This window comes from Rhodococcus sp. NPDC003383 (assembly GCF_053589115.1).
The window spans coordinates 1-22,491 of the sequence record NZ_JBSFRG010000006.1 but is presented as its reverse complement, the minus strand read 5'-3'; the positions used below and the strand labels follow the sequence as shown (position 1 = coordinate 22,491).

General features: G+C 69.7%; 22 protein-coding genes. 15 read left to right on the top strand and 7 right to left on the bottom strand.

Annotated features, from left to right (window positions below; translation table 11 throughout):
- Positions 1–37: 37 nt before the first annotated feature.
- A complete protein-coding gene (locus ACWDTS_RS07550; protein WP_450108591.1) occupies positions 38–976 on the bottom strand; it encodes a diacylglycerol/lipid kinase family protein in 939 nt (312 codons plus the stop codon).
- Between the two features lie 47 nt (positions 977–1,023).
- Between ACWDTS_RS07550 and ACWDTS_RS07545 the strand changes: the two genes are divergently transcribed.
- Positions 1,024–1,467 (top strand): hypothetical protein, encoded by a 444-nt coding sequence (locus ACWDTS_RS07545; protein ID WP_450108590.1) that lies wholly within the window; start codon positions 1,024–1,026, stop codon positions 1,465–1,467.
- A 3-nt stretch (positions 1,468–1,470) separates the two neighbouring features.
- On the opposite strand, the gene ACWDTS_RS07540 is transcribed toward ACWDTS_RS07545, so the two are convergent.
- Positions 1,471–1,953 (bottom strand): N-acetyltransferase family protein, encoded by a 483-nt coding sequence (locus tag ACWDTS_RS07540; protein WP_450108589.1) that lies wholly within the window; start codon positions 1,951–1,953, stop codon positions 1,471–1,473.
- 100 nt (positions 1,954–2,053) lie between these two features.
- Between ACWDTS_RS07540 and ACWDTS_RS07535 the strand changes: the two genes are divergently transcribed.
- Positions 2,054–2,842, top strand: a complete 789-nt coding sequence (locus ACWDTS_RS07535; protein WP_450108588.1) for a ParA family protein — start codon at positions 2,054–2,056, stop codon at positions 2,840–2,842.
- A 37-nt stretch (positions 2,843–2,879) separates the two neighbouring features.
- Here the strand turns inward: ACWDTS_RS07535 and ACWDTS_RS07530 are convergent, their stop codons facing one another.
- Positions 2,880–4,112 carry an Rv3212 family protein gene (locus ACWDTS_RS07530; RefSeq protein ID WP_450117895.1) on the bottom strand — a complete coding sequence of 411 codons (1,233 nt, stop codon included), beginning with the start codon at positions 4,110–4,112 and terminating at the stop codon, positions 2,880–2,882.
- Between the two features lie 10 nt (positions 4,113–4,122).
- Positions 4,123–5,757, bottom strand: coding sequence for a DEAD/DEAH box helicase (locus tag ACWDTS_RS07525; protein WP_450117894.1), 1,635 nt, complete (start codon positions 5,755–5,757; stop codon positions 4,123–4,125).
- Between the two features lie 204 nt (positions 5,758–5,961).
- On the opposite strand from ACWDTS_RS07525, the gene ACWDTS_RS07520 reads away from it, so the two are divergent.
- A complete protein-coding gene (locus tag ACWDTS_RS07520; protein ID WP_450117893.1) occupies positions 5,962–6,666 on the top strand; it encodes a ferritin-like fold-containing protein in 705 nt (234 codons plus the stop codon).
- A gap of 45 nt (positions 6,667–6,711) precedes the next feature.
- The gene (locus tag ACWDTS_RS07515; RefSeq protein WP_197252786.1) at positions 6,712–6,942 is read left to right on the top strand and encodes a DUF3107 domain-containing protein; all 231 of its coding nucleotides are present in this window, start codon (positions 6,712–6,714) and stop codon (positions 6,940–6,942) included.
- A gap of 84 nt (positions 6,943–7,026) precedes the next feature.
- Here ACWDTS_RS07515 and ACWDTS_RS07510 read toward each other — a convergent pair whose 3' ends face one another.
- Positions 7,027–7,695, bottom strand: coding sequence for a TetR/AcrR family transcriptional regulator (locus ACWDTS_RS07510; protein WP_197252787.1), 669 nt, complete (start codon positions 7,693–7,695; stop codon positions 7,027–7,029).
- Positions 7,696–7,903: 208 nt separating this feature from the next.
- Between ACWDTS_RS07510 and ACWDTS_RS07505 the strand changes: the two genes are divergently transcribed.
- The 10 genes from ACWDTS_RS07505 (at position 7,904) to ACWDTS_RS07460 (ending at position 19,300) form a co-directional block, all read left to right on the top strand.
- Positions 7,904–8,920, top strand: coding sequence for a DUF3152 domain-containing protein (locus ACWDTS_RS07505; RefSeq protein WP_450117892.1), 1,017 nt, complete (start codon positions 7,904–7,906; stop codon positions 8,918–8,920).
- Between the two features lie 75 nt (positions 8,921–8,995).
- Positions 8,996–10,171 carry an adenylyltransferase/sulfurtransferase MoeZ gene (gene moeZ / locus ACWDTS_RS07500; RefSeq protein ID WP_450117891.1) on the top strand — a complete coding sequence of 392 codons (1,176 nt, stop codon included), beginning with the start codon at positions 8,996–8,998 and terminating at the stop codon, positions 10,169–10,171.
- Positions 10,172–10,282: 111 nt separating this feature from the next.
- Positions 10,283–11,137: a TIGR02569 family protein gene (locus tag ACWDTS_RS07495; RefSeq protein WP_248673274.1), complete on the top strand. Its 855-nt coding sequence runs from the start codon at positions 10,283–10,285 to the stop codon at positions 11,135–11,137.
- 127 nt (positions 11,138–11,264) lie between these two features.
- Positions 11,265–12,716, top strand: coding sequence for an MFS transporter (locus ACWDTS_RS07490; RefSeq protein WP_248673275.1), 1,452 nt, complete (start codon positions 11,265–11,267; stop codon positions 12,714–12,716).
- A gap of 49 nt (positions 12,717–12,765) precedes the next feature.
- Entirely contained in the window at positions 12,766–15,279 is a 2,514-nt protein-coding gene (gene nirB / locus ACWDTS_RS07485) for a nitrite reductase large subunit NirB (RefSeq protein ID WP_248673276.1), read from the top strand.
- A 55-nt stretch (positions 15,280–15,334) separates the two neighbouring features.
- Complete coding sequence (gene nirD / locus ACWDTS_RS07480) at positions 15,335–15,760, top strand: nitrite reductase small subunit NirD (RefSeq protein ID WP_450117890.1); 426 nt, start codon at positions 15,335–15,337, stop codon at positions 15,758–15,760.
- Positions 15,757–16,893, top strand: coding sequence for a uroporphyrinogen-III synthase (locus ACWDTS_RS07475; RefSeq protein ID WP_197252794.1), 1,137 nt, complete (start codon positions 15,757–15,759; stop codon positions 16,891–16,893). The genes nirD and ACWDTS_RS07475 overlap by 4 nt, the downstream gene beginning before the upstream one ends.
- Entirely contained in the window at positions 16,893–17,582 is a 690-nt protein-coding gene (locus ACWDTS_RS07470; protein ID WP_450108580.1) for a sirohydrochlorin chelatase, read from the top strand. Before ACWDTS_RS07475 ends, ACWDTS_RS07470 begins: the two co-directional genes overlap by 1 nt.
- Before the next feature lie 516 nt (positions 17,583–18,098).
- On the top strand, positions 18,099–18,857 hold the full coding sequence (locus tag ACWDTS_RS07465; RefSeq protein ID WP_450117889.1) for a C39 family peptidase: 759 nt from the start codon (positions 18,099–18,101) through the stop codon (positions 18,855–18,857).
- A gap of 296 nt (positions 18,858–19,153) precedes the next feature.
- Positions 19,154–19,300 (top strand): hypothetical protein, encoded by a 147-nt coding sequence (locus ACWDTS_RS07460; RefSeq protein ID WP_450108578.1) that lies wholly within the window; start codon positions 19,154–19,156, stop codon positions 19,298–19,300.
- On the opposite strand, the gene ACWDTS_RS07455 is transcribed toward ACWDTS_RS07460, so the two are convergent.
- Complete coding sequence (locus tag ACWDTS_RS07455) at positions 19,301–21,046, bottom strand: NTP transferase domain-containing protein (protein ID WP_450108577.1); 1,746 nt, start codon at positions 21,044–21,046, stop codon at positions 19,301–19,303.
- Positions 21,047–21,183: 137 nt separating this feature from the next.
- Between ACWDTS_RS07455 and ACWDTS_RS07450 the strand changes: the two genes are divergently transcribed.
- On the top strand, positions 21,184–21,978 hold the full coding sequence (locus ACWDTS_RS07450; RefSeq protein ID WP_450108576.1) for a TIGR03564 family F420-dependent LLM class oxidoreductase: 795 nt from the start codon (positions 21,184–21,186) through the stop codon (positions 21,976–21,978).
- On the opposite strand, the gene ACWDTS_RS07445 is transcribed toward ACWDTS_RS07450, so the two are convergent.
- Positions 21,934–22,401 carry a hypothetical protein gene (locus tag ACWDTS_RS07445; RefSeq protein WP_450117959.1) on the bottom strand — a complete coding sequence of 156 codons (468 nt, stop codon included), beginning with the start codon at positions 22,399–22,401 and terminating at the stop codon, positions 21,934–21,936. The genes ACWDTS_RS07450 and ACWDTS_RS07445 overlap by 45 nt on opposite strands.
- Positions 22,402–22,491 lie beyond the last annotated feature (90 nt).

Here is a 22,491-nt window from a genome sequence, read left to right as displayed (position 1 = left end):
AAATGTAACCCAATTCACATAATCCCATTGTTGGAATTCATCGCGCGGGAGCCACCACATCGAGTATTGCGGGCACCGACACGAACTCGACCTCCTCGTGAAGGCCCAGGTAGTCGCCATCGACCTGCAGACCGATCGGCCGGGAGGAGACCACCCGTACCCGTTCCACGTCGTCGGCCCGCAACAGATGTTTCGAACGGGGGTCGCCGTTCCGCGCAAGGAACTGTGTGATGACGCGCAGGCTCGGCAACACGGCCATCGTGCGCATCGCGAAGACGCCCAGACCCGTGTCGAACGAGGTGCCCGGATTGGTGTGGACCGGGCGCGTGTCCAGGAACGTCCACGGGCTCGAATTCGACACGAACGCGTAATAGACCCCGGACACCGGATCGCGGTCCGGCAATTCGACCGTGAGGGCGGGCTCGGCGCGCTTGGACGCGAAGAACTGAGCGATCGCGTGCCGCACGTACCGGGCGGTCGTGACCTTCTTGCCGCCGTCCCGGCTGATGTCGATCGCCTCACAGACCTGGGCATCGAGGCCCAGTCCGGCGTTGAAGACGAACCAGCGGCCCACGCAGTGACCGAGCCCGATCCGGCGGTGCGTGCGCTCGACGAGCAGTCCGAGCAGTTGCTCGGTGGCCTCCATCGGGTCGGCGGACATTCCCAGCGACCGCGCGAACACGTTCGCGGAACCGCCCGGCACGACGGCCAGCAGCGGCAACGTCGGATCCGCAGGCTCGGACGGGGACCCCAGCAGGCCGTTGACGATCTCGTTGACGGTGCCGTCCCCGCCGTGCGCGACGATCACGTCCATGCCGTCGGCGTGGGCGGAGCGGGCCAGTTCTGCGGCGTGACCGCGATGTGTCGTGTGCGCCACGGTGAGTGCGACGGCGCCGCCGAGCGCGTGCGCGAGCCGGTCCCGGCCCGCGGGAGTGGTCGTCGTCGCATGGGGATTCACGATCAGCAGTGCGCGCACGGAGCATCAGCCTAAGTGGTCGCGATCGGGTCCACTACGCTGGCCGGGTGCCCATCGAGTCCCCCCGAAGCAGCGTTCCGTCGACCGTGCGCATCGCAGGTTCCCTCGTCGTCCTCGAGGGAATCGTCGCGATCGGGTTCGCGGTGTACTCGGTCGTGCGTGCCCTGTCCGGGACCCACGACCAGAGCGTCACCAACGGATACGGACTGGCGTTGTGGCTGGGCATCCTGTTCGGCGGTGTGCTCGCCGCCGGGATCGCGCTGCTGCGCGGCAAGCGCTGGGGCAGGGCCGTCGCGGTCGTCGCGCAGTTGCTGCTGCTGCCGGTGGCGTGGTCGTTGCTGACCGACTCGCACCAGCTGGTGCTGGGCATCGTGTTGTCGGTGATCGTCGTGCCCGCGCTGGTGCTGCTGTTCGTGCCGCAGACGACGACCTGGCTCGCGGAGGAGTACGCACCCGACGCCGAACACGGGTCGGACCCGGACGGCCGCTGACGGCTAGCTGCCGCCCTCCGTGCCCAGCGCGGTGAGAGCGTCGCCGGTCAGCCGGAAGGTGGTCCACTCGTCCTGCGGCACCGCGCCGAGCGCACGGTAGAACCCGATCGACGGGGTGTTCCAGTCCAGCACCGACCAACTGAGCCGGCTGTAGCCGTGTTCGACGCATTCGGCGGCCAGCGCAGCCAGCAGCGCGCGGCCGTATCCGTGCCCGCGGTGCTCGGGACGCACGAACAGGTCCTCGAGGTAGATCCCGTGCACGCCGTCCCAGGTGGAGAAGTTCAGGAACCACAGGGCCAGTCCGACGACCTCGCCGGTGTCGGTCTCGGCGACGTGCGCGAACGCCGCCGGGTGGGGACCGAACAGCGCGGTGTGGATCTGCTCGGGCACCACGGTGCATTCGTCGGGTGCCTTCTCGTACTCGGCGAGGCCGTGGATCAGGCCGGTGACGGCATCGACATCGTCGGGGCGGGCGCGGCGGATCACGTTCGGCTGCCGTCCTTTTCGGGAGAATCGGGGGTTCGCGGATGTGCGGGGTGTGGCCTCAATTGTCGCGTGCCGGCGCGAAGTGCGCGAGGATCGACGCGTGACAACGGTACTTGCAGTGGCAAATCAGAAGGGTGGCGTCGCGAAGACGACCACCGTCGCGTCGCTGGGGGCGGCATTGGCAGGGGCGGGACAGCGGGTACTCGTCGTCGACCTCGATCCTCAGGGATGTCTGACGTTCTCGCTCGGGCACAACCCGGACCGGCTCGAACGGTCCGTGCACGACGTGCTCGTCGGGGACGCGGAGGCGAAGGAGGTTCTGCTCGACACGGACGAAGGGGTGAGCCTGCTGCCCGCGACGATCGATCTGGCGGGCGCCGAGGCGCTGCTGCTGATGCGTCCGGGACGGGAATTCACGGTGAAGCGGGCGCTGGCGCCGCTGCTTCCGAACTTCGATGTCGTGATCATCGACTGCCCGCCGTCGCTCGGCGTGCTGACACTCAACGGTCTCACCGCCGCCGAGGCGGTGCTCGTGCCGCTGCAGTGCGAGACCCTCGCCCATCGCGGCGTCGGTCAGCTGCTGCGCACGGTCTCCGAGGTCAAGCAGGTGACCAACCCCGACCTGGAACTGCTCGGGGCGCTCCCGACGCTGTACGACGCGCGCACCACGCACAGCCGGGACGTGCTCGCCGACGTCGCGGACCGGTACGACATGCCGGTGCTGGCGCCGCCCGTTCCCCGGACCGTCCGGTTCGCGGAGGCGTCGGCGTCCGGCGCGACGGTGCTCGCCGGCCGCAAGAACAAGGGCGCGCAGGCCTATCGCGAGCTCGCCGAGAACCTGCTCGGGTACTGGGCCGGCAAGGGCCTGGTGACGTTCGAACCCCAGTAACCCGAACCCGGGTAGCACGACCTGCGGTAGCCCGGCCTCAGCGCAGCGCGACGACCTCGTCGCCGCGCTGTTCGAGGACGGTGCTGCCCGCGACCGCCACGGCCACCGGGCCGGCCTCCTCGCGGTTGACGGGGATGCGGCCCTGCACCGTGCCGGACGCCGGGTCGACGACCGCGAGGGCGTCGTCCACGGGCAGCAGCAGCGCACCGGCCATCGAGTCGCCCCAGCCGGTGGTGCCCGGCACGGTCCAGCGCGGCGCCAGATCCGTCGTTCCGAGACCGATGGTGGCCTCCCCGGTCCACCACGTGACGATTCCGTCCCGGGTCTTGGCGGGGACGGTCGCGGCATCGGTGGCCGGACGGGGGAGTGGATATTCGGCGACGGTCTGCCCGGCTTCTCCGAAGACCTCGATGCGCGGTCCGGCCCCGGCCCCGGGCGGCAGGTACAGGGCGGTGCGGTCGCCTGCGACGGCGATGACGCGTGTTCCGGGTGCGGGGGAGCCGGTCGGGTCCTGGGCCGCGTCGGCCAGCACCGACGACGCGAACTCTTCCGGTTTCTGATTGTCGTCGGGCACCGGATCGAGCAGTGTCAGCCGGTCGGCGTCCTCACCCGGGCAGTTCTCGACGACGGCGAGCCGGTTGTTGCTCGCGGCAGCGGACAGCAGCGTGCATCCGGTCCGCGGCTGCGCGTTCGGGTTGACCGGCGCGTCGACGCGTCCGTACTCGACGGTGCGGACCAGGTCCGACCGCCACATCTCGAGGCGGGTGTCGCCCGTGGAGATCAGGTGGGTGCCGGCGTCGACGAGGACGACCGCGTCGTCGGCGTCGCTGCTCCGTTGGGCGCCCCGCGCCCCGGTGCCCGCGTTCAGCTGGGTGACCTGGCTGCATCCCCGCCGGTCCCGGTAGACGGCCACGACCGTCTGCCACGCGGCGGTCGCCGCGCACAGCGGCATGTTCCGCTCGTAGATCCAGCGCTGGGCGCCGGTCTCCGGATCGCGACCGACGACGCTGCCGCCGTCGGCGGTCGCGACGGTTCCACCCACCACGAGCGGACGCGTGGTGGCGGCGCTGGCGGCGCGCCACACCTCCCCGAGGGTGGCCGGAACCGTGGTCGCGGCGGCCGGGACGGTCACCGGCCCGTCCCACGTGATCGATGTCGTGCCGCGCGCGTCGGATCGCAGCCAGACCACACTCGCCGCCACCACGACGGCGACGGCGAGTACGGCTGCGACGATCAGGTCGGTGCGCGTGCGGCGCTCGGGAGCGAGCACGTGGCCGCGGCTACTGGGCCGCCGAGGCCGAGACCGTGTCCTGCGTGGCTGCGGTGGCGTTGGAGGACGAACCGCCACGACGCCGCCGGCGACGGCGGCGGGCGGGCGCGGCGTCACCTTCCGCAGCGGCTTCGCCGGCCGGTGCCGCGGCGGTGCTCGGCGCGGACGCGTCCTGAGCGGCCACATCCGGGGTGCCGGCTTCGGGCGTGACGGGCCTGCCGCCGCGGGTACGACGACGCACCCGCGTGGTGGTGCGCTTCGGGCGTTCGCGGCGCGCTTCGCCGTCCGCCGCTTCGCCGGTGGCCGCGGTGCGGGCCTTGCGGACCGTTCCGGTTGCGCCCTCGGGGATGTTCAGCTCCTCGTACAGGTGCGGCGAGCTCGAGTACGTCTCGACCGGCTCCGGCATGCCCAGGTCGAGGGCCTTGTCGATGAGTTCCCAGCGCGGCACGTCGTCCCAGTCGACGAGCGTGATCGCGGTACCCGTGCGTCCGGCGCGACCGGTGCGGCCGATGCGGTGGACGTAGGTCTTCTCGTCCTCGGGGCACTGGTAGTTGATGACGTGCGTGACGTCGTCGATGTCGATGCCGCGCGCGGCGACATCGGTGGCGACGAGCACGTCGATCTTGCCGTTGCGGAACTTGTCGAGAGCCTTCTCGCGAGCGATCTGGCCGAGGTCGCCGTGGACGGCACCGCATGCGAAGCCGCGTTCGACGAGGTCGTCGGCGACCTTCTGGGCGGTGCGCTTGGTCCGGGTGAAGATCATCGTCGCGCCGCGGCCCTCGGCCTGCAGCACACGGGCGACGAGCTCGGCCTTGTCGAGGGCGTGCGCCCGGTACACGAGCTGGTTGGTGCGCTCGTGCACCGCCGACGACTCGGGCTCCTCGGCCCGGATGTGCGTCGGCTGCGTCAGGAACGTGCGGGCGAGAGTGATGATCGGTCCCGGCATGGTGGCCGAGAACAGCATCGTCTGACGACGGTCGGGGACCATGTTCAGGATGCGTTCGATGTCGGGGAGGAAGCCGAGGTCGAGCATCTCGTCGGCCTCGTCCATGACGAGCACGCCGATCTTGCCGAGGATCAGGTGACCCTGGTTCGCGAGATCCAGCAGGCGGCCGGGGGTGCCGACGACGACGTCGACGCCCTTCTGCAGCTGCTCGATCTGCTGCTCGTACGGGCGGCCGCCGTAGATCGCGAGGACCTCGAGGCCCTTCTTGCCGCTGCCGGGCAGGTACTTCGAGGCGTTCTCCAGGTCGCCGGCGACCTGGATGCACAGCTCCCGGGTCGGGACGATCACCAGGGCGCGCGGGGTGCCGTCGAGGGCGGTGGTTCCGGAACCCTCGGTGGTGACGCGATGCAGCAGCGGAACGCCGAAGCCGAAGGTCTTGCCCATGCCGGTGCGGGCCTGGCCGATGAGGTCGTCGCCGGCGAGGGCCAGCGGAAGCGTGAGCTCCTGGATGGCGAAGGTGCGCTCGATGCCGTGCTCGGCGAGGGCGCGGACGATCTCCTCGCGCACACCCAGCTCCGCGAAGGTGGGGGCGACGTGGGTCGAATCGAGTTGTGCGGAAACGGTGGTTTCGGTGGCGTCGTCTTCGTGGTCGACAGTGATCTTGCTCAGGGGTCTGGCCTTCCTGGTCTCGGCACGCACGCACGAGGTGGAGAAGGCGACCGACTCAGCGTCTCAGCGCGAGCGTTCGGTTCGGCTCGGCGAGACGCGAGCGCGATCGGCGTCGGGTGCGCGCACATCATCGTTGAGGACTGCGGGCCGCATTGGACAGCTCGAAGCGCAGTCTTCCAGGACGATTGTACCGGTTCCGGCGAACGATACCCCGCGGTACTACGCTTTGTCGTCATGGGAGCCGAAACGTCGCCGTCCGCAGCATCATCCGAACCGACCATCGCACAGACACCGGTTCCGGCCGATCATCCGGGTGTCGCGGACCTGTTCGCGGTCCTCGCTTACGGTGAGATCTCCGCGTTCTATCGTCTCGCCGAGGACGCGAAACTGTCCCCGACCCTGCGCGGCCGCGTCGCGCTGGCGAGCATGGCCGCCGCCGAGATGAGCCACTTCGAGACGCTGCAGGAGGCGCTCGAGTCCCGCGGCGTCGAGATCTACGCGGCGATGGAGCCGTTCCGGCGGTCCCTCGACGCGTATCACGCGTGCACCACCCCGTCGACGTGGCTCGAATCGCTGGTCAAGGCGCACGTGGGCGACGGCATCGCCGCCGACTTCTACCGCGAGATCGCCGGCACCCTCGCCCCGGAGGTCGCCTCGGTCGTCCGGGAGGTCCTCGCCGAGACCGGGCACTCGGACTTCGTGATCCACGAGGTGCGCGCCGCGGTCGAGAAGAGCAGCCTCGAGAAGGACCGGCTGATGCTGTGGGGACGCCGGCTGCTCGGTGAGGCGATCACCCAGGCCCAGTACGTGATGGCACAGCAGGAGAATCTCGCCGAGCTGGTCATCACCGCCACCGGCGACCTGACGAACATCGCCGCGTTGTTCGACCGCATGCAGGTCGAGCACGCCAAGCGGATGGCAGTGCTCGGACTGCACTAACCTGACGGAGACAGCTGTAGAGCACTGAGATTTCGGAGGTCCACCGTGGAGGTCAAGATCGGTGTCGCGGACAGCCCGCGCGAACTCACCGTGGTCAGCGACCAGACGCCCGACGAGGTCGAGGCGCTGGTGACGACCGCCCTGGCCGGCGGTAAGGACGGGGTGCTCGCCCTCGTCGACGAGAAGGGCCGCAAGCTCCTCGTCCAGGCATCGCGCATCACGTACGTGGAGATCGGCCCCGCCGACATCCGCAAGGTAGGGTTCGCGGCCGGCTGACCGGGGCGAGACGAACGAAGGGCCGGGGCGAGACGCCCCGGCCCTTCCTCGTTTCCGGTGTCGCTGCTGTCGGTGGCCCGGCTGTCAGCGCAGCCGCAGCTCGGGCTGCAGCGGCACGTGCTTGAGACCACCCCACGCCAGGGCGACGGTGGTGTCGACCGCGTCCTCCTTCGGGATCGGCCGGGCCGCCTCGAGCCAGTAGCGCGCGGTGAACTGGCTGGTGCCCACGAGGCCGACCGCAAGGATGCGCGCACGATAGGGATCGAGACCGGAATCGTGGCTGACCAGGTCGAACACGGCATCCACGCATGCTTCGGTGGCCTGCTCGACCCGCTGCGCGACCTGCGGCTCACCCATCAGATCCGACTCGAACACGAGGCGGAAGCCCTGCGAGTCGTTGTCGACGAAGTCGAAGTACGCCTGCACCGCGGCGCGCACGCGCTGACGGTTGTCGGTCGTCGAACGCAGCGCCTGGCGGACACTGGCGATGAGAATGTCGACGTAGCTCTGCAGCACCGCGCAGTACAACTCGAGCTTGCCGGGGAAGTGCTGGTAGAGCACCGGCTTGCTGACGCCGGCGCATTCCGCGATCTCGTCCATGCCGGCCGCGTGGTAGCCACGTGTCACGAAGACCTCGCTCGCGGCGGCGAGAAGCTGGGCCCGACGTTCGTCACGAGGCATTCGTGCGCCCCGCTTGGCTCCGGTGCCTGAGGTGTTGCCCCGGCCGGAAGTGCGGTCGGCGAGTTCGGTCATGTCGCTCCCAAATCTGCACAAGTCGTCGGCAGTGACGGAGCCAAGGTGATGGGCACCACTGTCGACGTCGATCGTCCTTGCAGGTTACAGGCAGGGCACCTTGCGGGTGCGTACCGCCCTACCGACGAGTATCCCCGCGGCGGGTACTTCAAGCGGGCCGAGGAGCGACTTCACCGACGAATTTGCGCGATGTGACATTCTGGCACCCGTGACCGACCGAGGAGGATTGCGAGCGGCAGGCGCCCCACCCGACGCCCCGCAGACGCCACACCGGGCATCCGGAGCACCATCGCACCGGACGTCACATCAGCCCTTGCGCGCGCAATGGGACCCCGTCGGAGGAGCGGATCGGCCGCCCCGGCGTCCGCGTCCGGATCGCGACGTCCGCAAGCAGTCCAAGGTGGGACGCTTCGTCTCGACCTACGGGTGGCGGGCTTACGCCATCCCTGTCCTCGTCGCCGTCACCGGCTTCGTCGTGTGGGACGCCGTGCGCGCGGTACCGGCGCAATCCGACGACCCGGTCGCTGCGGACGAGGCCACCGTGGCCGAGGTGCCGCAGCCGGACGGCCTGTTCCCGGCCGGCACCGGACCCGGCGAGCTTCCCGACGGCGGGCCGTTCACCGTGACCGGCGCGGGTACCTGGCACATGGTGCCGGGCACCACCGCGCAGGTCGGCGCCGGCACGAAGAAGGTGTACACCTACACGGTCGAGGTCGAGGACGGGGTGGACGCGACCGGGTACGGCGGTGAAGCCGCGTTCGGCCGGATGGTCGACGAGACCCTCGCCAACCCGAAGAGCTGGACGAACAGCCCCGACTTCGCGTTCCGGCGGGTCGACACCGGCGACCCCGACTTCCGGGTCTCGCTCACCTCGCAGATGAGCATCCGTCAGTACTGCGGTTTCGACATCCCCCTCGAGGGATCGTGTTTCAACCCCGGCGCCGAGCGGGTGCTGCTCAACGAGGCCAGGTGGGTGCGCGGCGCGGTCGCCTTCCAGGGCGACATCGGCTCGTACCGGCAGTATCAGATCAACCACGAGATCGGGCACGCCATCGGCTTCGCCGCGCACGAACCGTGCCGGAGCCAGGGTGGCCTCGCGCCGATCATGATGCAGCAGACGTTCGGGATCGCGAACGACGACATCGCCCGCGTGGATCCGGGGGGAGTCGTGCCCGCGGACGGGCTGATCTGCCGGTTCAATCCCTGGCCGTTCCCACGCGGGTGAACCCGGCGTCCGGCCCGTCGCGGCATCCGATGTGAGAATGGGCGTCGAACCGTCGAGCGCGCCGAGGAGCCTGTCGTGACCGCACTGCCACCGCTGGTGGAACCCGCCGCCGAGCTGACCCGCGAGGACGTGGCCCGCTACAGCCGGCACCTGATCATCCCGAATGTGGGGGTCGCCGGGCAGAAGCGGCTCCGCAACGCGAAGGTGCTGTTCATCGGCGCGGGCGGCCTCGGGTCCCCGGCGCTGCTGTATCTGGCCGCGGCCGGGGTCGGCACGATCGGCATCGTCGAGTTCGACGAGGTCGACAGCTCCAATCTGCAGCGCCAGATCATCCACGGACAGGCCGACGTCGGCCGGTCGAAGGGGGAGAGCGCCCGCGAGACCATCGCCGGCATCAACGACACCGTCGAGGTTCGTCTGCACCCGGTACGCCTCGACACCACCAACGCGGTCGAGATCTTCCGGGAGTACGACCTCATCGTCGACGGCACCGACAACTTCGCGACCCGCTATCTCGTCAACGACGCCGCGATCCTCGCCGGCAAGCCGTACGTGTGGGGATCGATCTTCCGGTTCGAAGGTCAGGTGTCGGTGTTCTGGGAGGATGCGCCGGGCGGGGTGGGCCTGAACTACCGCGACCTGTACCCGGAGGCGCCGCCGCCCGGCATGGTGCCCTCGTGCGCCGAGGGCGGGGTGCTCGGTGTGCTGCCCGGCACCGTCGGGTGCATCATGGCCACCGAGGCGATCAAGCTCATCACCGGTATCGGTGACACCCTGCTGGGCCGGCTGATGATCTACGACGCACTCTCGATGACGTTCCGGACCGTCACGTTGCGCCGGGATCCCGGCCGCGTCCCGGTCACCGAACTCGTCGACTACGACGAGTTCTGCGGGGTGGTGTCCGAGGAGGGTGTGGCCGCCGCCGCCGAATCCACCGTCACCGCAACGGAATTGCGCGACATGCTCGACTCCGGCCGTGAACTCGCGCTCATCGACGTCCGGGAACCCGTCGAGTGGGACATCATGCACATCGAGGGCGCCCGCCTGATTCCCAAGGACCGCATCCTGTCCGGTGAGGCACTCGCGGAGCTTCCGCAGAACGTTCCGCTCGTCGCGTACTGCAAGACCGGTATCCGGTCCGCGGAGGTGCTCGCCGCACTCAAACGGGCCGGATTCGCGGACGCGACCCACCTGCAGGGCGGGGTCGTCGCGTGGGCACAGCAGGTCGATCCCTCGCTGCCGCTGTACTGAGTACTCTCACGTTGTCCCCGGTCACAGAATTCTGTGGGCGCAGGATCCTGTGATCATCGACAACGGAGTGCCTTCCCGGATCGCGCCGTGCACGACGGTACGGTGAGCGTCGTGAGCTCACTCGAACCCCCGCAGCACGTGCGCTCCACGTTCGGCCTCCGCGACGTCGAACCGGTACCGCTCGGCTCGGACTGGGACGGCGGCTGGCGATGTGGAGACGTGGTGCTCTCTCCGGTGGCCGATCACGCCCGCGCGGCGTGGTCGGCGAAGGTCCGCGAGACACTCAGCGTCGACGGGCTGCGTCTGGCCCGCCCGGTCCGTTCCACGGACGGCCGATACGTCGTGTCCGGGTGGCGCGCCGACACCTACATCGTCGGCACCTCGGAACCGCGCCACGACGAGGTGGTGTCGCTGTCGTTGCGTCTGCACGCCGCGACCGCGCAACTCGAGCGTCCCCGGTTCCTGATGCAGCCGCCGGTCGCGCCGTGGGCCGACGTCGACGTGTTCGTCGCCGCCGACCGGGCAGCCTGGGAGACCGTGCCGATGCGTTCGGCGCGGGCGGCCGGGGCGCCGGAGACCACCACACCGGACGGACGCAAGAGCCTGGATCTCATCAATCAGCTCGCGACCTTCCGTAAACCCGTCCATCTGCCGGACCAGCTCGTGCACGGCGATCTGTTCGGGACCGTCCTGTTCGCGGGTCGGGCCGCTCCCGGGCTGACCGACATCACGCCCTACTGGCGGCCCGCGTCGTGGGCGGCGGCCGTGGCCGTCGTCGACGCCCTGTCCTGGGGTGGCGCCGACGACGCGCTGATCGCCCGCTGGGACGATCTGCCCGAATGGCCCCAGATGCTGTTGCGTGCCGTGATGTTCCGGTTGGCCGTGCACGCGCTGCATCCGCGGTCGACCGAGGAGGCGTTCCCCGGTCTCGCGCACACCTCCGATCTGGTGCGGCTGTTGCTGTAGTTCGCCCTCACAGGGTGGCCTGCGCGTGAGTGAGAAACTCTTGACGCGGAGGTCACCGCGGGCAGCACCGCGGCAACACCCACTTCCTACCTTGGGTTCATCACGAATCCGAGAGAGGTGGGGCGGGGTGGCTGCGACTATCGAAAACGAAACGCTGCGAGCGAAATTCGCGCGGAAGCACAACATCGAGCACTGGGACGCCGAAGACGTCGAGGCGTGGGAGTCCGGTAACAAGGACATCGCGAAGCGGAACCTGATCTGGTCCGTCATCGCCGAGCACGTCGGTTTCTCGGTGTGGTCCATCTGGTCGGTCATGGTCCTGTTCATGCCCACCGACGTCTACGGCATCGACGCCGCCGGCAAGTTCTTCCTGGTGGCGGTGCCGACGCTGGTCGGCTCGCTCCTGCGCATTCCCTACACCGTCGCGACGGCGCGTTTCGGTGGCCGCAACTGGACGATCTTCAGCGCGCTGGTGCTGTTCGTGCCGCTGCTGGCAACGCTCTACCTGATGCTCAACCCCGGCTACTCGTACACCACGTTCATGCTGGTCGCCGCGATCGCCGGTGTCGGCGGTGGCAACTTCGCCTCGTCGATGACCAACATCAACGCGTTCTACCCGCAGCGCCTGAAGGGCTGGGCGCTCGGACTCAACGCCGGCGGCGGCAACATCGGTGTGCCGGTCGTCCAGCTCATCGGTCTGCTCGTCATCGCCACCGTCGGCAACACCGAACCGTGGATCGTGTGCGCCGTCTACCTGGTGGCGTGCGGTGTCGCGGCGGTCGGAGCGGCGTTGTTCATGGACAACCTCGGCGGTCAGAAGGCGGACCTGCGGGCGATGGGCGAGGCCCTGAAGTTCCGCGACTCGTGGATCGTGTCCTTCCTCTACATCGGCACGTTCGGCTCGTTCATCGGCTTCAGCTTCGCGTTCGGCCAGGTCCTGCAGATCAACTTCCTCGCCGGTGGTGACACGCCCGCCCAGGCAGCACTGCACGCCGCGCAGATCGCGTTCATCGGCCCGCTGCTCGGTTCGATCTCCCGTCCCTACGGCGGCAAGCTCGCAGACCGCATCGGCGGCGGCCGCATCACGATGGTCACCTTCGCCGCGATGGCATTGGCGGCCGGTGTCCTGATCGTCGCCGGTGTCCTCGACGACGCGTCGGCGGGTGCCCCCACCGGCGGCATCATGACCGCCTACGTCCTCGGCTTCATCGCACTGTTCCTGCTGTCGGGTATCGGCAACGGCTCGGTGTACAAGATGATCCCGTCGATCTTCGAAGCCAAGGCACAGAGCCTCGACCACCTCGACCGCGCAGCCAAGGCGGTCTGGTCGCGCACCATGTCCGGCGCGCTCATCGGCTTCGCCGGCGCGATCGGCGGACTCGGCGGCGTCGGCATCAACCTGGTGCTCCGCGCCTCCTACGCCGGCGAGGCGAAGTCCGCGACGATGGCCTTCTGGGTCTTCGGGGCCTTCTACCTGGTGTGCATCGCCGTCACCTGGCTGGTCTTCCTCCGCACCCCCCGCACGGCGGCCGTCACCGAGACCGCCGAAGCGGACCGTCCGTCCGTCCCGGTCGTCTGACGCCGTACCCCGGCACTGATCCACCCTGCACGAGAGAAAGCGAAATCCCATGAGCCGCAAGAACGTTGTCGTCGTCGGACACGGAATGGTCGGACACCGCTTCGTCGAAGCGCTGCGCGCCCGCGACGAGCACGACACCTGGTCGGTGACGGTGTTGAGCGAGGAGACGCAGCCTGCCTACGACCGCGTCGGTCTGTCCTCCTACGTCGGCTCGTGGGATGCGAAGGAACTCGCGCTCGCCGGCAACACCTACGACGGTGACGACCTCGTCGACCTGAAGCTCGGCACGCGCGCCGCGGCGATCGACCGCGCCGCGCGCACCGTCACCACCGACGGCGGCGAGGTGATCGGGTACGACGCGCTCGTCATGGCCACCGGTTCGTATCCGTTCGTGCCGCCGATCCCCGGCAAGGACCTGCCCGGCACGTTCGTCTACCGCACCCTCGACGACCTCGACGGCATCCGGGCCGCGGCCGACGCCGCCGGACCCGGTGCCGTGGGTGTGGTGGTAGGCGGTGGCCTGCTCGGCCTCGAGGCCGCCAACGCCCTGAAGCTGATGGGCATGACGCCGCACGTCGTCGAGTTCGCGCCCCGGCTGATGCCGCTGCAGGTCGACGAGGGCGGCGGCAACGTGCTGGCCCGGCTCGTGACCGACCTGGGCCTGACCGTGCACACCGGGGTCGGCACCTCGGCGATCACCGAAGGTCCCGCAGGGCTGAAGGTCGAACTGTCCGACGGTTCCGTCATCGACGCTTCGGTGCTGGTGTTCTCGGCCGGTGTCCGCCCGCAGGATGCGCTCGCCCGCGACACCGGCCTCGAGGTCGGCGCACGCGGCGGCATCCTCACCGACATCGGCTGCCGCAGCGTCACCGACGAGTCGGTGTACGCGGTCGGCGAGTGCGCGGCCGTCGAAGGCACCTGCTACGGCCTCGTCGCCCCCGGCTACAGCACCGCCGAGGTCGTCGCCGACCGTCTGCTCGGCGGCGACGCCGAGTTCCCCGGCGCCGACCTGTCCACGAAGCTCAAGCTGCTCGGCGTCGATGTCGCCAGCTTCGGCGACGCCCACGCGACCACCCCGGGTGCGCTCGAGGTGGTGCTGTCCGACGCCGCGAAGGGCACCTACGCCAAGCTCGTCGTCTCGGACGACGCGAAGATCCTGCTCGGCGGCATCCTCGTCGGCGACGCCTCGGCGTACGGGTCGCTGCGGCCGCTCGTCGGGCGGGAGCTGCCCGGCGACCCCGCAGCCCTGATCTCCCCGGCCGGGGAGAAGCCCGGCGCCGGCTCGTTGCCGGACGACGCCGAGGTCTGCTCGTGCAACGGCGTCACGAAGGGCACGATCTGCGGCGCGATCTCGGAGGGGGCCTGCGACATCGCGCAGGTCAAGGCGTGCACGAACGCCGGTACCACCTGCGGTGGCTGCCTGCCGACCATCAAGCAGCTGCTCGCGTCGTCCGGGGTGGAGCTCAGCAAGGCGCTGTGCGAACACTTCGAGCAGTCCCGCGCCGAGCTGTTCGAGATCGTCCAGGCCACCGGAATCCGCACGTTCTCCGCGCTGATCGCCAGGTACGGCAAGGGCTCGGGGTGCGACATCTGCAAGCCGGTGGTCGCCTCGATCCTCGCCTCCACCGACTCGGACCACATCCTGCACCCGAAGCAGGCCGGTCTGCAGGACACCAACGACCACTTCCTCGCGAACATCCAGAAGAACGGCACCTACTCGGTGGTGCCGCGCATGCCGGGCGGCGAGTGCACCCCGGAACAGTTGATCGTGATCGGCGAGGTGGCCCGCGACTTCGGGCTCTACGTGAAGATGACCGGCGGCCAGCGGATCGACCTGTTCGGTGCGCGCGTCGAGCAGCTGCCGCTGATCTGGAAGCGGCTCGTCGACGCCGGCATGGAGTCGGGGCAGGCCTACGGCAAGTCGCTGCGGACCGTGAAGAGCTGCGTCGGTTCGACGTGGTGCCGGTACGGCGTGCAGGACTCCGTCGGGATGGCCGTCGACCTGGAGCTGCGCTACCGCGGCCTTCGTTCGCCGCACAAGCTCAAGTTCGGTGTCTCCGGCTGCGCCCGGGAATGCGCGGAGGCCCGCGGCAAGGACGTCGGTGTCATCGCCACCGAGAGCGGCTGGAACCTGTACGTGTGCGGCAACGGCGGCCAGTCGCCCAAGCACGCGCAGTTGCTCGCCGGGGGTCTCGACGACGACACCCTCGTCAAGTACATCGACCGGTTCCTGATGTTCTACATCCGCACCGCGGACCGGCTGCAGCGCACCGCGCCGTGGCTGGAGGCCATGGAGGGCGGTCTCGACCACCTCCGTGAGGTCGTGTGCGAGGACAGCCTCGGTATCGCCGCCGAACTCGAGGCCGCGATGGCCAAGCACGTCGAGGGCTACCGCGACGAGTGGGCCGGCGTGCTCGAGGACCCGGAGAAGCTCGCCCGGTTCGTCTCGTTCGTCAACGCACCCGACGAGGCCGACCCGACCGTTCAGTTCGACGAGACCGGGAAGCGGAAGGTTCCCGTCCTGGTCGGGATGCCCGCTTACCGGCCGGGAATCTCCGGGTAACTCGCCTGAAACACCGGACCCGGATGATTTCGTCAGTACTTTCGAGGGAGGACCTATGACCGTCATCGAGATGCACGGCGCAGCGGGAACGACGCGCCAGAGCGTGTTCGACGGCCGCTTGGAATGGACGTCTGCGTGCCCGCTCAGCCGGCTGGTACCCGGCTGTGGAGTCGCGGTACTGCTGCGCGGGGGCGAGCAGGTGGCGCTGTTCCTGCTCGACGACGGCACGCTGCGTGCCGTCGGCAACATCGATCCGTACGCCCGCGCCGCGGTGATGTCGCGCGGACTCGTCGGGGACCGGGCGGGCGAGCCGACCGTGGCCTCCCCGCTGCTCAAGCAGGTGTTCTCACTCAACGACGGTCGTTGCCTCGACGACCCCGAGGTGTCGCTGCCGGTGTACGACGTGCGTGTCTGGGCCGGCGTGGTGCAGATCCACAGCAAGCGGATTCCGGGCGCCGCCGACGCCGGCGAGCTTTCGTGAGCGACGGCACCGAGCCGTTGCGGGGATTCACCATCGGGGTGACCGCGTCGCGCCGCGCGGAGGAGTTCACGACGCTGCTCACCCGCCGCGGCGCGGAGGTCGTCCTCGCCCCGGCGATCCGCATCATCCCGCTGTCCGACGACACCGAGCTCGAACGGGTCACCCGCGACATCATCGCGAACCCGCCGGACATCACGGTCGCCACCACGGCGATCGGATTCCGGGGCTGGATCGGTGCGGCGGAGGGCTGGGGCCTGTCCGAGGATCTCACCGAGGCCCTCGGCGGCAGCCGGATTCTGGCGCGCGGCCCGAAGGTGACCGGCGCGATCCGCGCCGCCGAGCTGCGGGAGGAGTGGTCCCCGGCTTCGGAATCGTCGGCCGAGGTGCTCGCCCACCTGCTCGCCGAGGGCGTCGAGGGGCAGCGCATCGCGGTGCAGCTGCACGGCGAGCGCACCGAATGGGAACCCGGCGCCGACCTGTGCGAGGAACTGCGCGCGGCCGGTGCCGAGGTCGTCGCCGTCCCGGTCTACCGGTGGACCCCGCCGGAGGACCCGACCGCGCTGGACCGGCTCATCGAACAGATCGCCGACTACGGGCTCGACGCGGTCAGCTTCACCAGCGCACCGGCGGTGGCGTCCCTGCTGATGCGGGCCAAGCAGACCGGAATGCTCGAACTGGTGTTGCGCGCGATGCGCAGCGGCGTCACCGCGGTGTGCGTCGGCCCCGTCACGGCCGCGCCGCTCGCCGCACTCGACGTGCCGGTCACCATGCCGGCCCGGGCCCGCCTCGGTTCCCTGGCCCGGCACCTCGCCGAAGAACTGCCCCGCCGAGCTGTCCGCATCGAAGCCGGCGGGCACGTCCTGGGTATGCGCGGACGTTGCGTCATCGTCGACGAGGAGAAGCGCTGCCTCGCCCCGGCCGGAATGGCCCTGCTCCGCACGCTCGCGTCCCGTCCCGGACGGGTCGTCGCGCGCGAGGAGCTGCTCGCCGCCCTTCCCGGCGGTGGGGGAGACACCCACGCGGTCGAGACCGCCGTGGCGCGACTGCGGTCGTCGCTCGGCGCGCCTGCGATCGTGCAGACCGTCGTCAAGCGGGGTTACCGCCTCGCCGTCGACCCGGAGGATATGCGCTGATGACTCGACCCCAGTTGCTGCTCGTCGCCCACGGCACCCGCAATCCGCGCGGTGTCGACATGATCGCCTCGCTCGCCGACGCCGTCGCCGGGCGGGTCGGCCCCACCCGCGTCGCGTTCGTGGACGTGCTCGGTCCGTCGCCGGCAGAGGTCCTGCGCGACTCGTCCCGCCCCACGGTGCTGGTGCCGGCGTTCCTCGCGTCCGGCTACCACGTGCACAGCGACGTCCCGCAGGAGGTCGCGGCGAGCGGGCACACCGCGGTGTCGGTGACCCGAGCACTCGGCCCCGACCCGATCCTTGCTCAGGTGCTCGTGCAGCGGCTCGAGGCCGCCGGATGGCGACCCGGGGACGCAGTGGTCCTCGCCGCCGCCGGCTCGTCCGATCCGCGCGCGCTGCGCGACGTGCGCAGCGCCGCCCGCATGCTGTCCTCGCTGGTACGTACCACCGTGCGCATCGCATATGTCGCGACCGGCTCACCCCGGGTTCCCGAGGTCGTGGAAACTCTGCGTGCGCAGGGGGCGCGCAGGGTGTTCATCGCCTCGTACCTGCTCGCGCCCGGCCTGTTCCATGCCCGGCTCGCCGACGCGGGAGCCGACGGGGTCGCCGCGCCGCTCGGTGTCACCGACTCGATCGTCGATCTCGTCGCGCAGCGCTACCACGAGGGCGCGCGGCTCGTCGTCACCCGTTGAGGGTTGACTGCGCGCCGTATGCGGCGGATTCGAGTAGTGAGGTACTCATGACCACGAGCTCCCCATAGCCCACTCTGTCCTCGAGACACGCGGCGACGCCGCGCTGACGAGGGAGAGGCCATGTTTCCGAACGAGTTCGACCCGAGTACATCCACCGCGCTGGCGACAGCGCACGCGAGTTTATTGTTGTCCGCCGGTGTCTTGCCGGAATCATTGGAGGGGGCCGTCGTCGAGGTCGACGGGACTCCGGTGTTCGACGTGAACGGTGAAGTGTTGTTCACGAGATCACAGACACGCAGCGAGGTCTCACGTTCGTACCTGGACATCGGTGTCCATCCGGCGATAGGTGCACTTCTTGTTGCCGTCGGGGACGGTGACTGGTCGCCGGACGAGCTCCTCAGCCGGGCTGTCACCGCATTCGAAAGGCAAGCCCCGAACCCGCGATTCGACGAAACGCGCTTCGTCGCGTACAGCTACCCGAAGATCGGTGTCCAGTTCCTCGCGGAAGGGCAGGAGGTGGGGTTGCTCGAGTTGGCTACCTGGATTCCTGTGCTCCCGGGAGAACGTGACGGTGCCGAGCCGCCCTCCAACTTCGAACGCTGGTCGTATGTCGACGAACTGCCCGACGAGGTGCGATCCGAACACGAACGAAGCTATGGAATCGCATTGCGTGATCTGGGGGAGATTCTGACCGTCCTCGGTCGGGATCCCTTTGTGATCCACCGAATCGACATCTCTCAGTTGCTCCGGGTGCACCTGACACGCGAACTGCACTTCGGGCGGGGGGATACAGGTCACCAGGTCTGCTTCGAATTGCATGGGCAGCAGACGAGTCTGTGGTGTGTGGCAGCCAGCGTTCAGATGGTGCTGGATTTCTACCGTTACGAGTATTCCCAGGAACGGCTCGCCCGGGAACTGGGCTTGGGAACCCCGACGCATCCGAGCGGTCTGCCCTACACCAACGACGGGGATGTCGTCACCGTTCTCGAGGCGATGACGGGAAATGCGTTGGACGCAACGATGTACAAGTCGAACTCGTTCGCTCGGTTCAGGTCCGAGATCAGATCTAACAGGCCACTGATCAGTTTCGTGCCGGGGCATTCTCGTGTGGTCGCAGGCTTCAGCGAAACCTGGGGGGAAGTCCTGACGGAACCGACGCAGGGACTGCTGGTGTACGACCCTTGGCCACCGGGCGCCGGAGTCGTCACGCGCTGGGAGAACTTCGCGTCACAGGTGTACCGGCGAACCTTTACTGCAAGGGTGACACTGTCCTGATGGACGAACGGTGTGTTGCCGCGATTGCGACGCGAGCCCGCGACCTTCTCTACAACTGCGGCCGGGCCGGATCTTGGGTGGCACTCCACGGAGAAATCGCGACTCCACGCCCGATAGAGGATCCCGACGGCAGCGTGCAGAGGTGGTTCGTCCCTGTGGTGGTAGGTCGACGACTTGCTGGGTTCTTCGTGCTCGGCGGCGATCTCGTGGAGCATCGTTGGTCCGGATTCCAGCAACAACCGGGTTCGGTTGGGAACTGTCCCCTCGCGACCACGTGGCTCGATGAACATACGATCGTGGAGCGGGCTCGAACGGTCGCGAGCGGGGAGCCTTCGGGTCGTGCGCGATTGACCTACGACGGGACTCCGGACCGGATCGCGTGGGCGGTGCCGTTCACGTCCGGGTGGGTGTACGTGGCCGGCACGGCGGCATGGCCCGCCTGATCACATTCGGGGCAGCGGCACGATCTCGACGAGATCGCCGTCGACCGCGCCCGGCGGAACCAGTGCGATCGCCTGCCGGTCGATCAACCCGGCGAGGTGTGCTGTCCGGATCGCATTGTCGCACAGCCATGTTCCGTCGGGAAGTCGCCGCGCGGGCAGCAGTCGGGTCACATCGCCGACCACTTCCGAGGCGTTTGCCAGCGGGGCCGTCCACGGCACGGCCGGGGTTCGGCAGGTGCGGCCGTCGATCACCGCGGGCAGCATGACCAGCAACGTTGCGATCGCCGCAACCGGGTTGCCCGGCAGGCCCAGCACCGCTCGGCCGTCCGGTAGTGCCGCGGCGACCTGGGAACCGCCCGGTTTGCACCGGACGCGTTCGACGGCGATGTGTGCCCCGGCGCGCGCCAGCGCACCGCGCAACTGATCGGCGGCACCCCCGCCGGTCGCGCCGACGACGACGATCGTGTCCACGTCCGTGGTTGCGCGCAGCAACCGGTCGAACCCGTCCTCGGTGTCGCGCAGGTGCGCCTCGCTCACTGCGTCGGCGCCGCACCACCGGACGAACTGCGCGAGAACCGGCCCGAGCGAGTCGCGGGTCTGACCCGCGCGCAGCGGACCGTCGCGCCGGATCTCGTCGCCGCTGACGACGACGTGCACCCGCACCGGCCCGCGCGCCTCGACGTCGGTGACCTCGCCGCTCAGTGCGGCGGACACGACCGCCGGATCGATCGCCGTACCCGGCTGCGCGAGAGCGAATCCGGGCTGCCAGTCCTCGCCGCGCCGGCGGGTGTCGTCGCGGACGGGGGTATCCGGGCGCCGGCGGAGTATTCCGCCTTCGCCGACGTCGACGTGTTCGTCGCGCACGACCGCGGTCGCGCCGGGCGGCAGATGCGCGCCGGTCGCGATGCGCGCGGCCTGCCCGGCGGTGAGGGTGAACCCGCTGTCGGAACCCGCGCGCCGGATCTCGCTGCGCAGGGTCCACGGTTCGTCGCCCGCGACGGCGTATCCGTCCATCGCGGACACCGCGACGGGCGGCAGCGCCTCCGCCGCGACCAGGGGCGCCGCGAGGGTCGCACCGAGTGACTCGCGTATCGGCAGTGTCCGAACGGGCAACGGCTGCATTGCTTTTCGTACGATCTCGCGTGCACGGTCCGGGTTCGCGGCGACCGCCCCGGGCTGGGCGGAGCGGGCGCGGTGCAGATCCTCGGGAGTGTCGCAGTCCGCGGTGCCGGACACGGGGACCGTCACATACCGGTCCGGCAGCAGCGCCTTCATCGGCTGGTTCGCGACCTCGCCGGCGAGGTCGTCGAGACGCGTGGCGAGCGCGGCGCCGCGCCAGGCCGCGAGCAGGAACTGGATGCGGCCGTTCGCATCGACGGCGAACGCGGCGTCCGCGTCCGGATCGGCGCTCAGCGCGTCGAGCAGGGCGATCAGCGTGTCCGCGGTGACGAACGGCAGGTCGGACGCGAGTGTCAGGACGGGCGCGTCGTGGGGGATCGGGGCGGCGGCGATCGCGGCCACCGGACCGCCGCCCGCGGGGGTCTCCTGGACCTGGCCGATCGTGGGGTCGAGGTCGTCGCGGGGCGGCCCGACCACGGTGACGCGCCGGCAGGCCGAGACCGCGGTGAGGGCGCTGTCGAGCATGCGCCGGCCGTGCACGACCAGTGCCGGTTTGTCGACGCCACCCATCCGGGTCGCTCGTCCGCCCGCGACGACGACGGCTTCGGATCCGCTCAACGTGGTCATGACGACCATGCTGCCGCACCGCGCCGCGGCCCGCGCGGTCGACCGGTGTGTCGGCGGCCACCGGCGCGCGCGGGTGGGAAACGGGTTCTGTCCGCGGAGAATTTCGTGTATTCCTCGAAGTCGGCGAAAGGATTTGCATGCGAATCGGATTGACAGGCGGCGCCGCGTCGACCGACAAGGTGGTCCGGCAGGCGCAGCAGGCGGAAGCGGACGGATTCGCGTCGCTGTGGTTCGCCAGTGGTGTGCTCGGCGATCCGTTGGCCGCGATGGCGGTCGCGGGACGGGCCACGACCTCGATCGAACTGGGTACGGCAGTGCTGCAGACCTATCCATGCCACCCGCTGCTGCAGGCCAATCGGGTGGCCGCGACCGCCGAGGCAATGGGACGGCCCGGCTTCACCCTCGGGCTCGGCCCGTCGCACGAATCCTCGGTCCGCGACGTCTACGGCCTGTCCTACGACCGGCCCGGCACGAACACCGAGGAATACGTGGGCATCGTCACGGCTCTGCTCCGCGGTGACGACGTCGACGTGCGCGGCACCGAGTGGACGACGCGCAGCGCCGGGCGCATGACGCCGGTCGCCCATCCTGTGCCCGTGCTGCTGTCGGCGATGTCGCCGCGCATGCTGCGGGTCGCGGGTAGTCACGCCGACGGCACGATCCTGTGGATGGCGTCGGCGTCGGTGATCGAGTCCCGGATCGTGCCCGCCCTGCACGCCGCGGCGCAGCAGGCGGGACGGCCTGCGCCGCGTGTCGTCGCCGGACTGCCCGTTGCGGTCCACGACGACGTGGCGCAGGCCCGGATCGCATGCGCCGGGACCGCCGGGTCGTACGCCACGGTGCCCGCCTACCGTCGCGTCCTCGAGGCCGCAGGCGCATCCCAGCGTCTACGTAAATCTGATACTTCCTGCCACTGGCGTGGCAGGCGGTGAAGATCCACGTCCCTCACGGCTACCCACCACACCATCGTGCGATGTTGCGGGCTCGACCGTGTCCCACACCGACGCTTCGGGTGCAGGACGAGTCCTCGACTGTGTCACCCCCTTCGGGGGTGTCGCGGCGGGAACACTGCGGCGGACCCGGCGATGCCGAGGCCTGCGCGGGGTGGGACCGGTCTTGTCCCGGCATTTCCGGACCGGGGCGTGCACCGCGGTCCGGATCTCCACGCTCCCACTGCGGGTGCGGACCGCTCTGCTGCGCCCCACCAAGCCGCGTTTGGCGAGGTTCACCGCCGCCACATGATCACGATTCCCACCCACCTTGCACGCCTCGCACCATGCCGTGTGATAGCCACCGGGGCGGGTCAGCGGCTCATCACAGCCCGGACACCGTGCCGACGATCCCCGCGCCGGCACCGACACCACCACCACACCCACCCGTGCCGCGGTGTGGGCAAGGGCGTCGACGGCCCGACGGCGGGCGGACTGCGCCGCCCGATTGTTGTT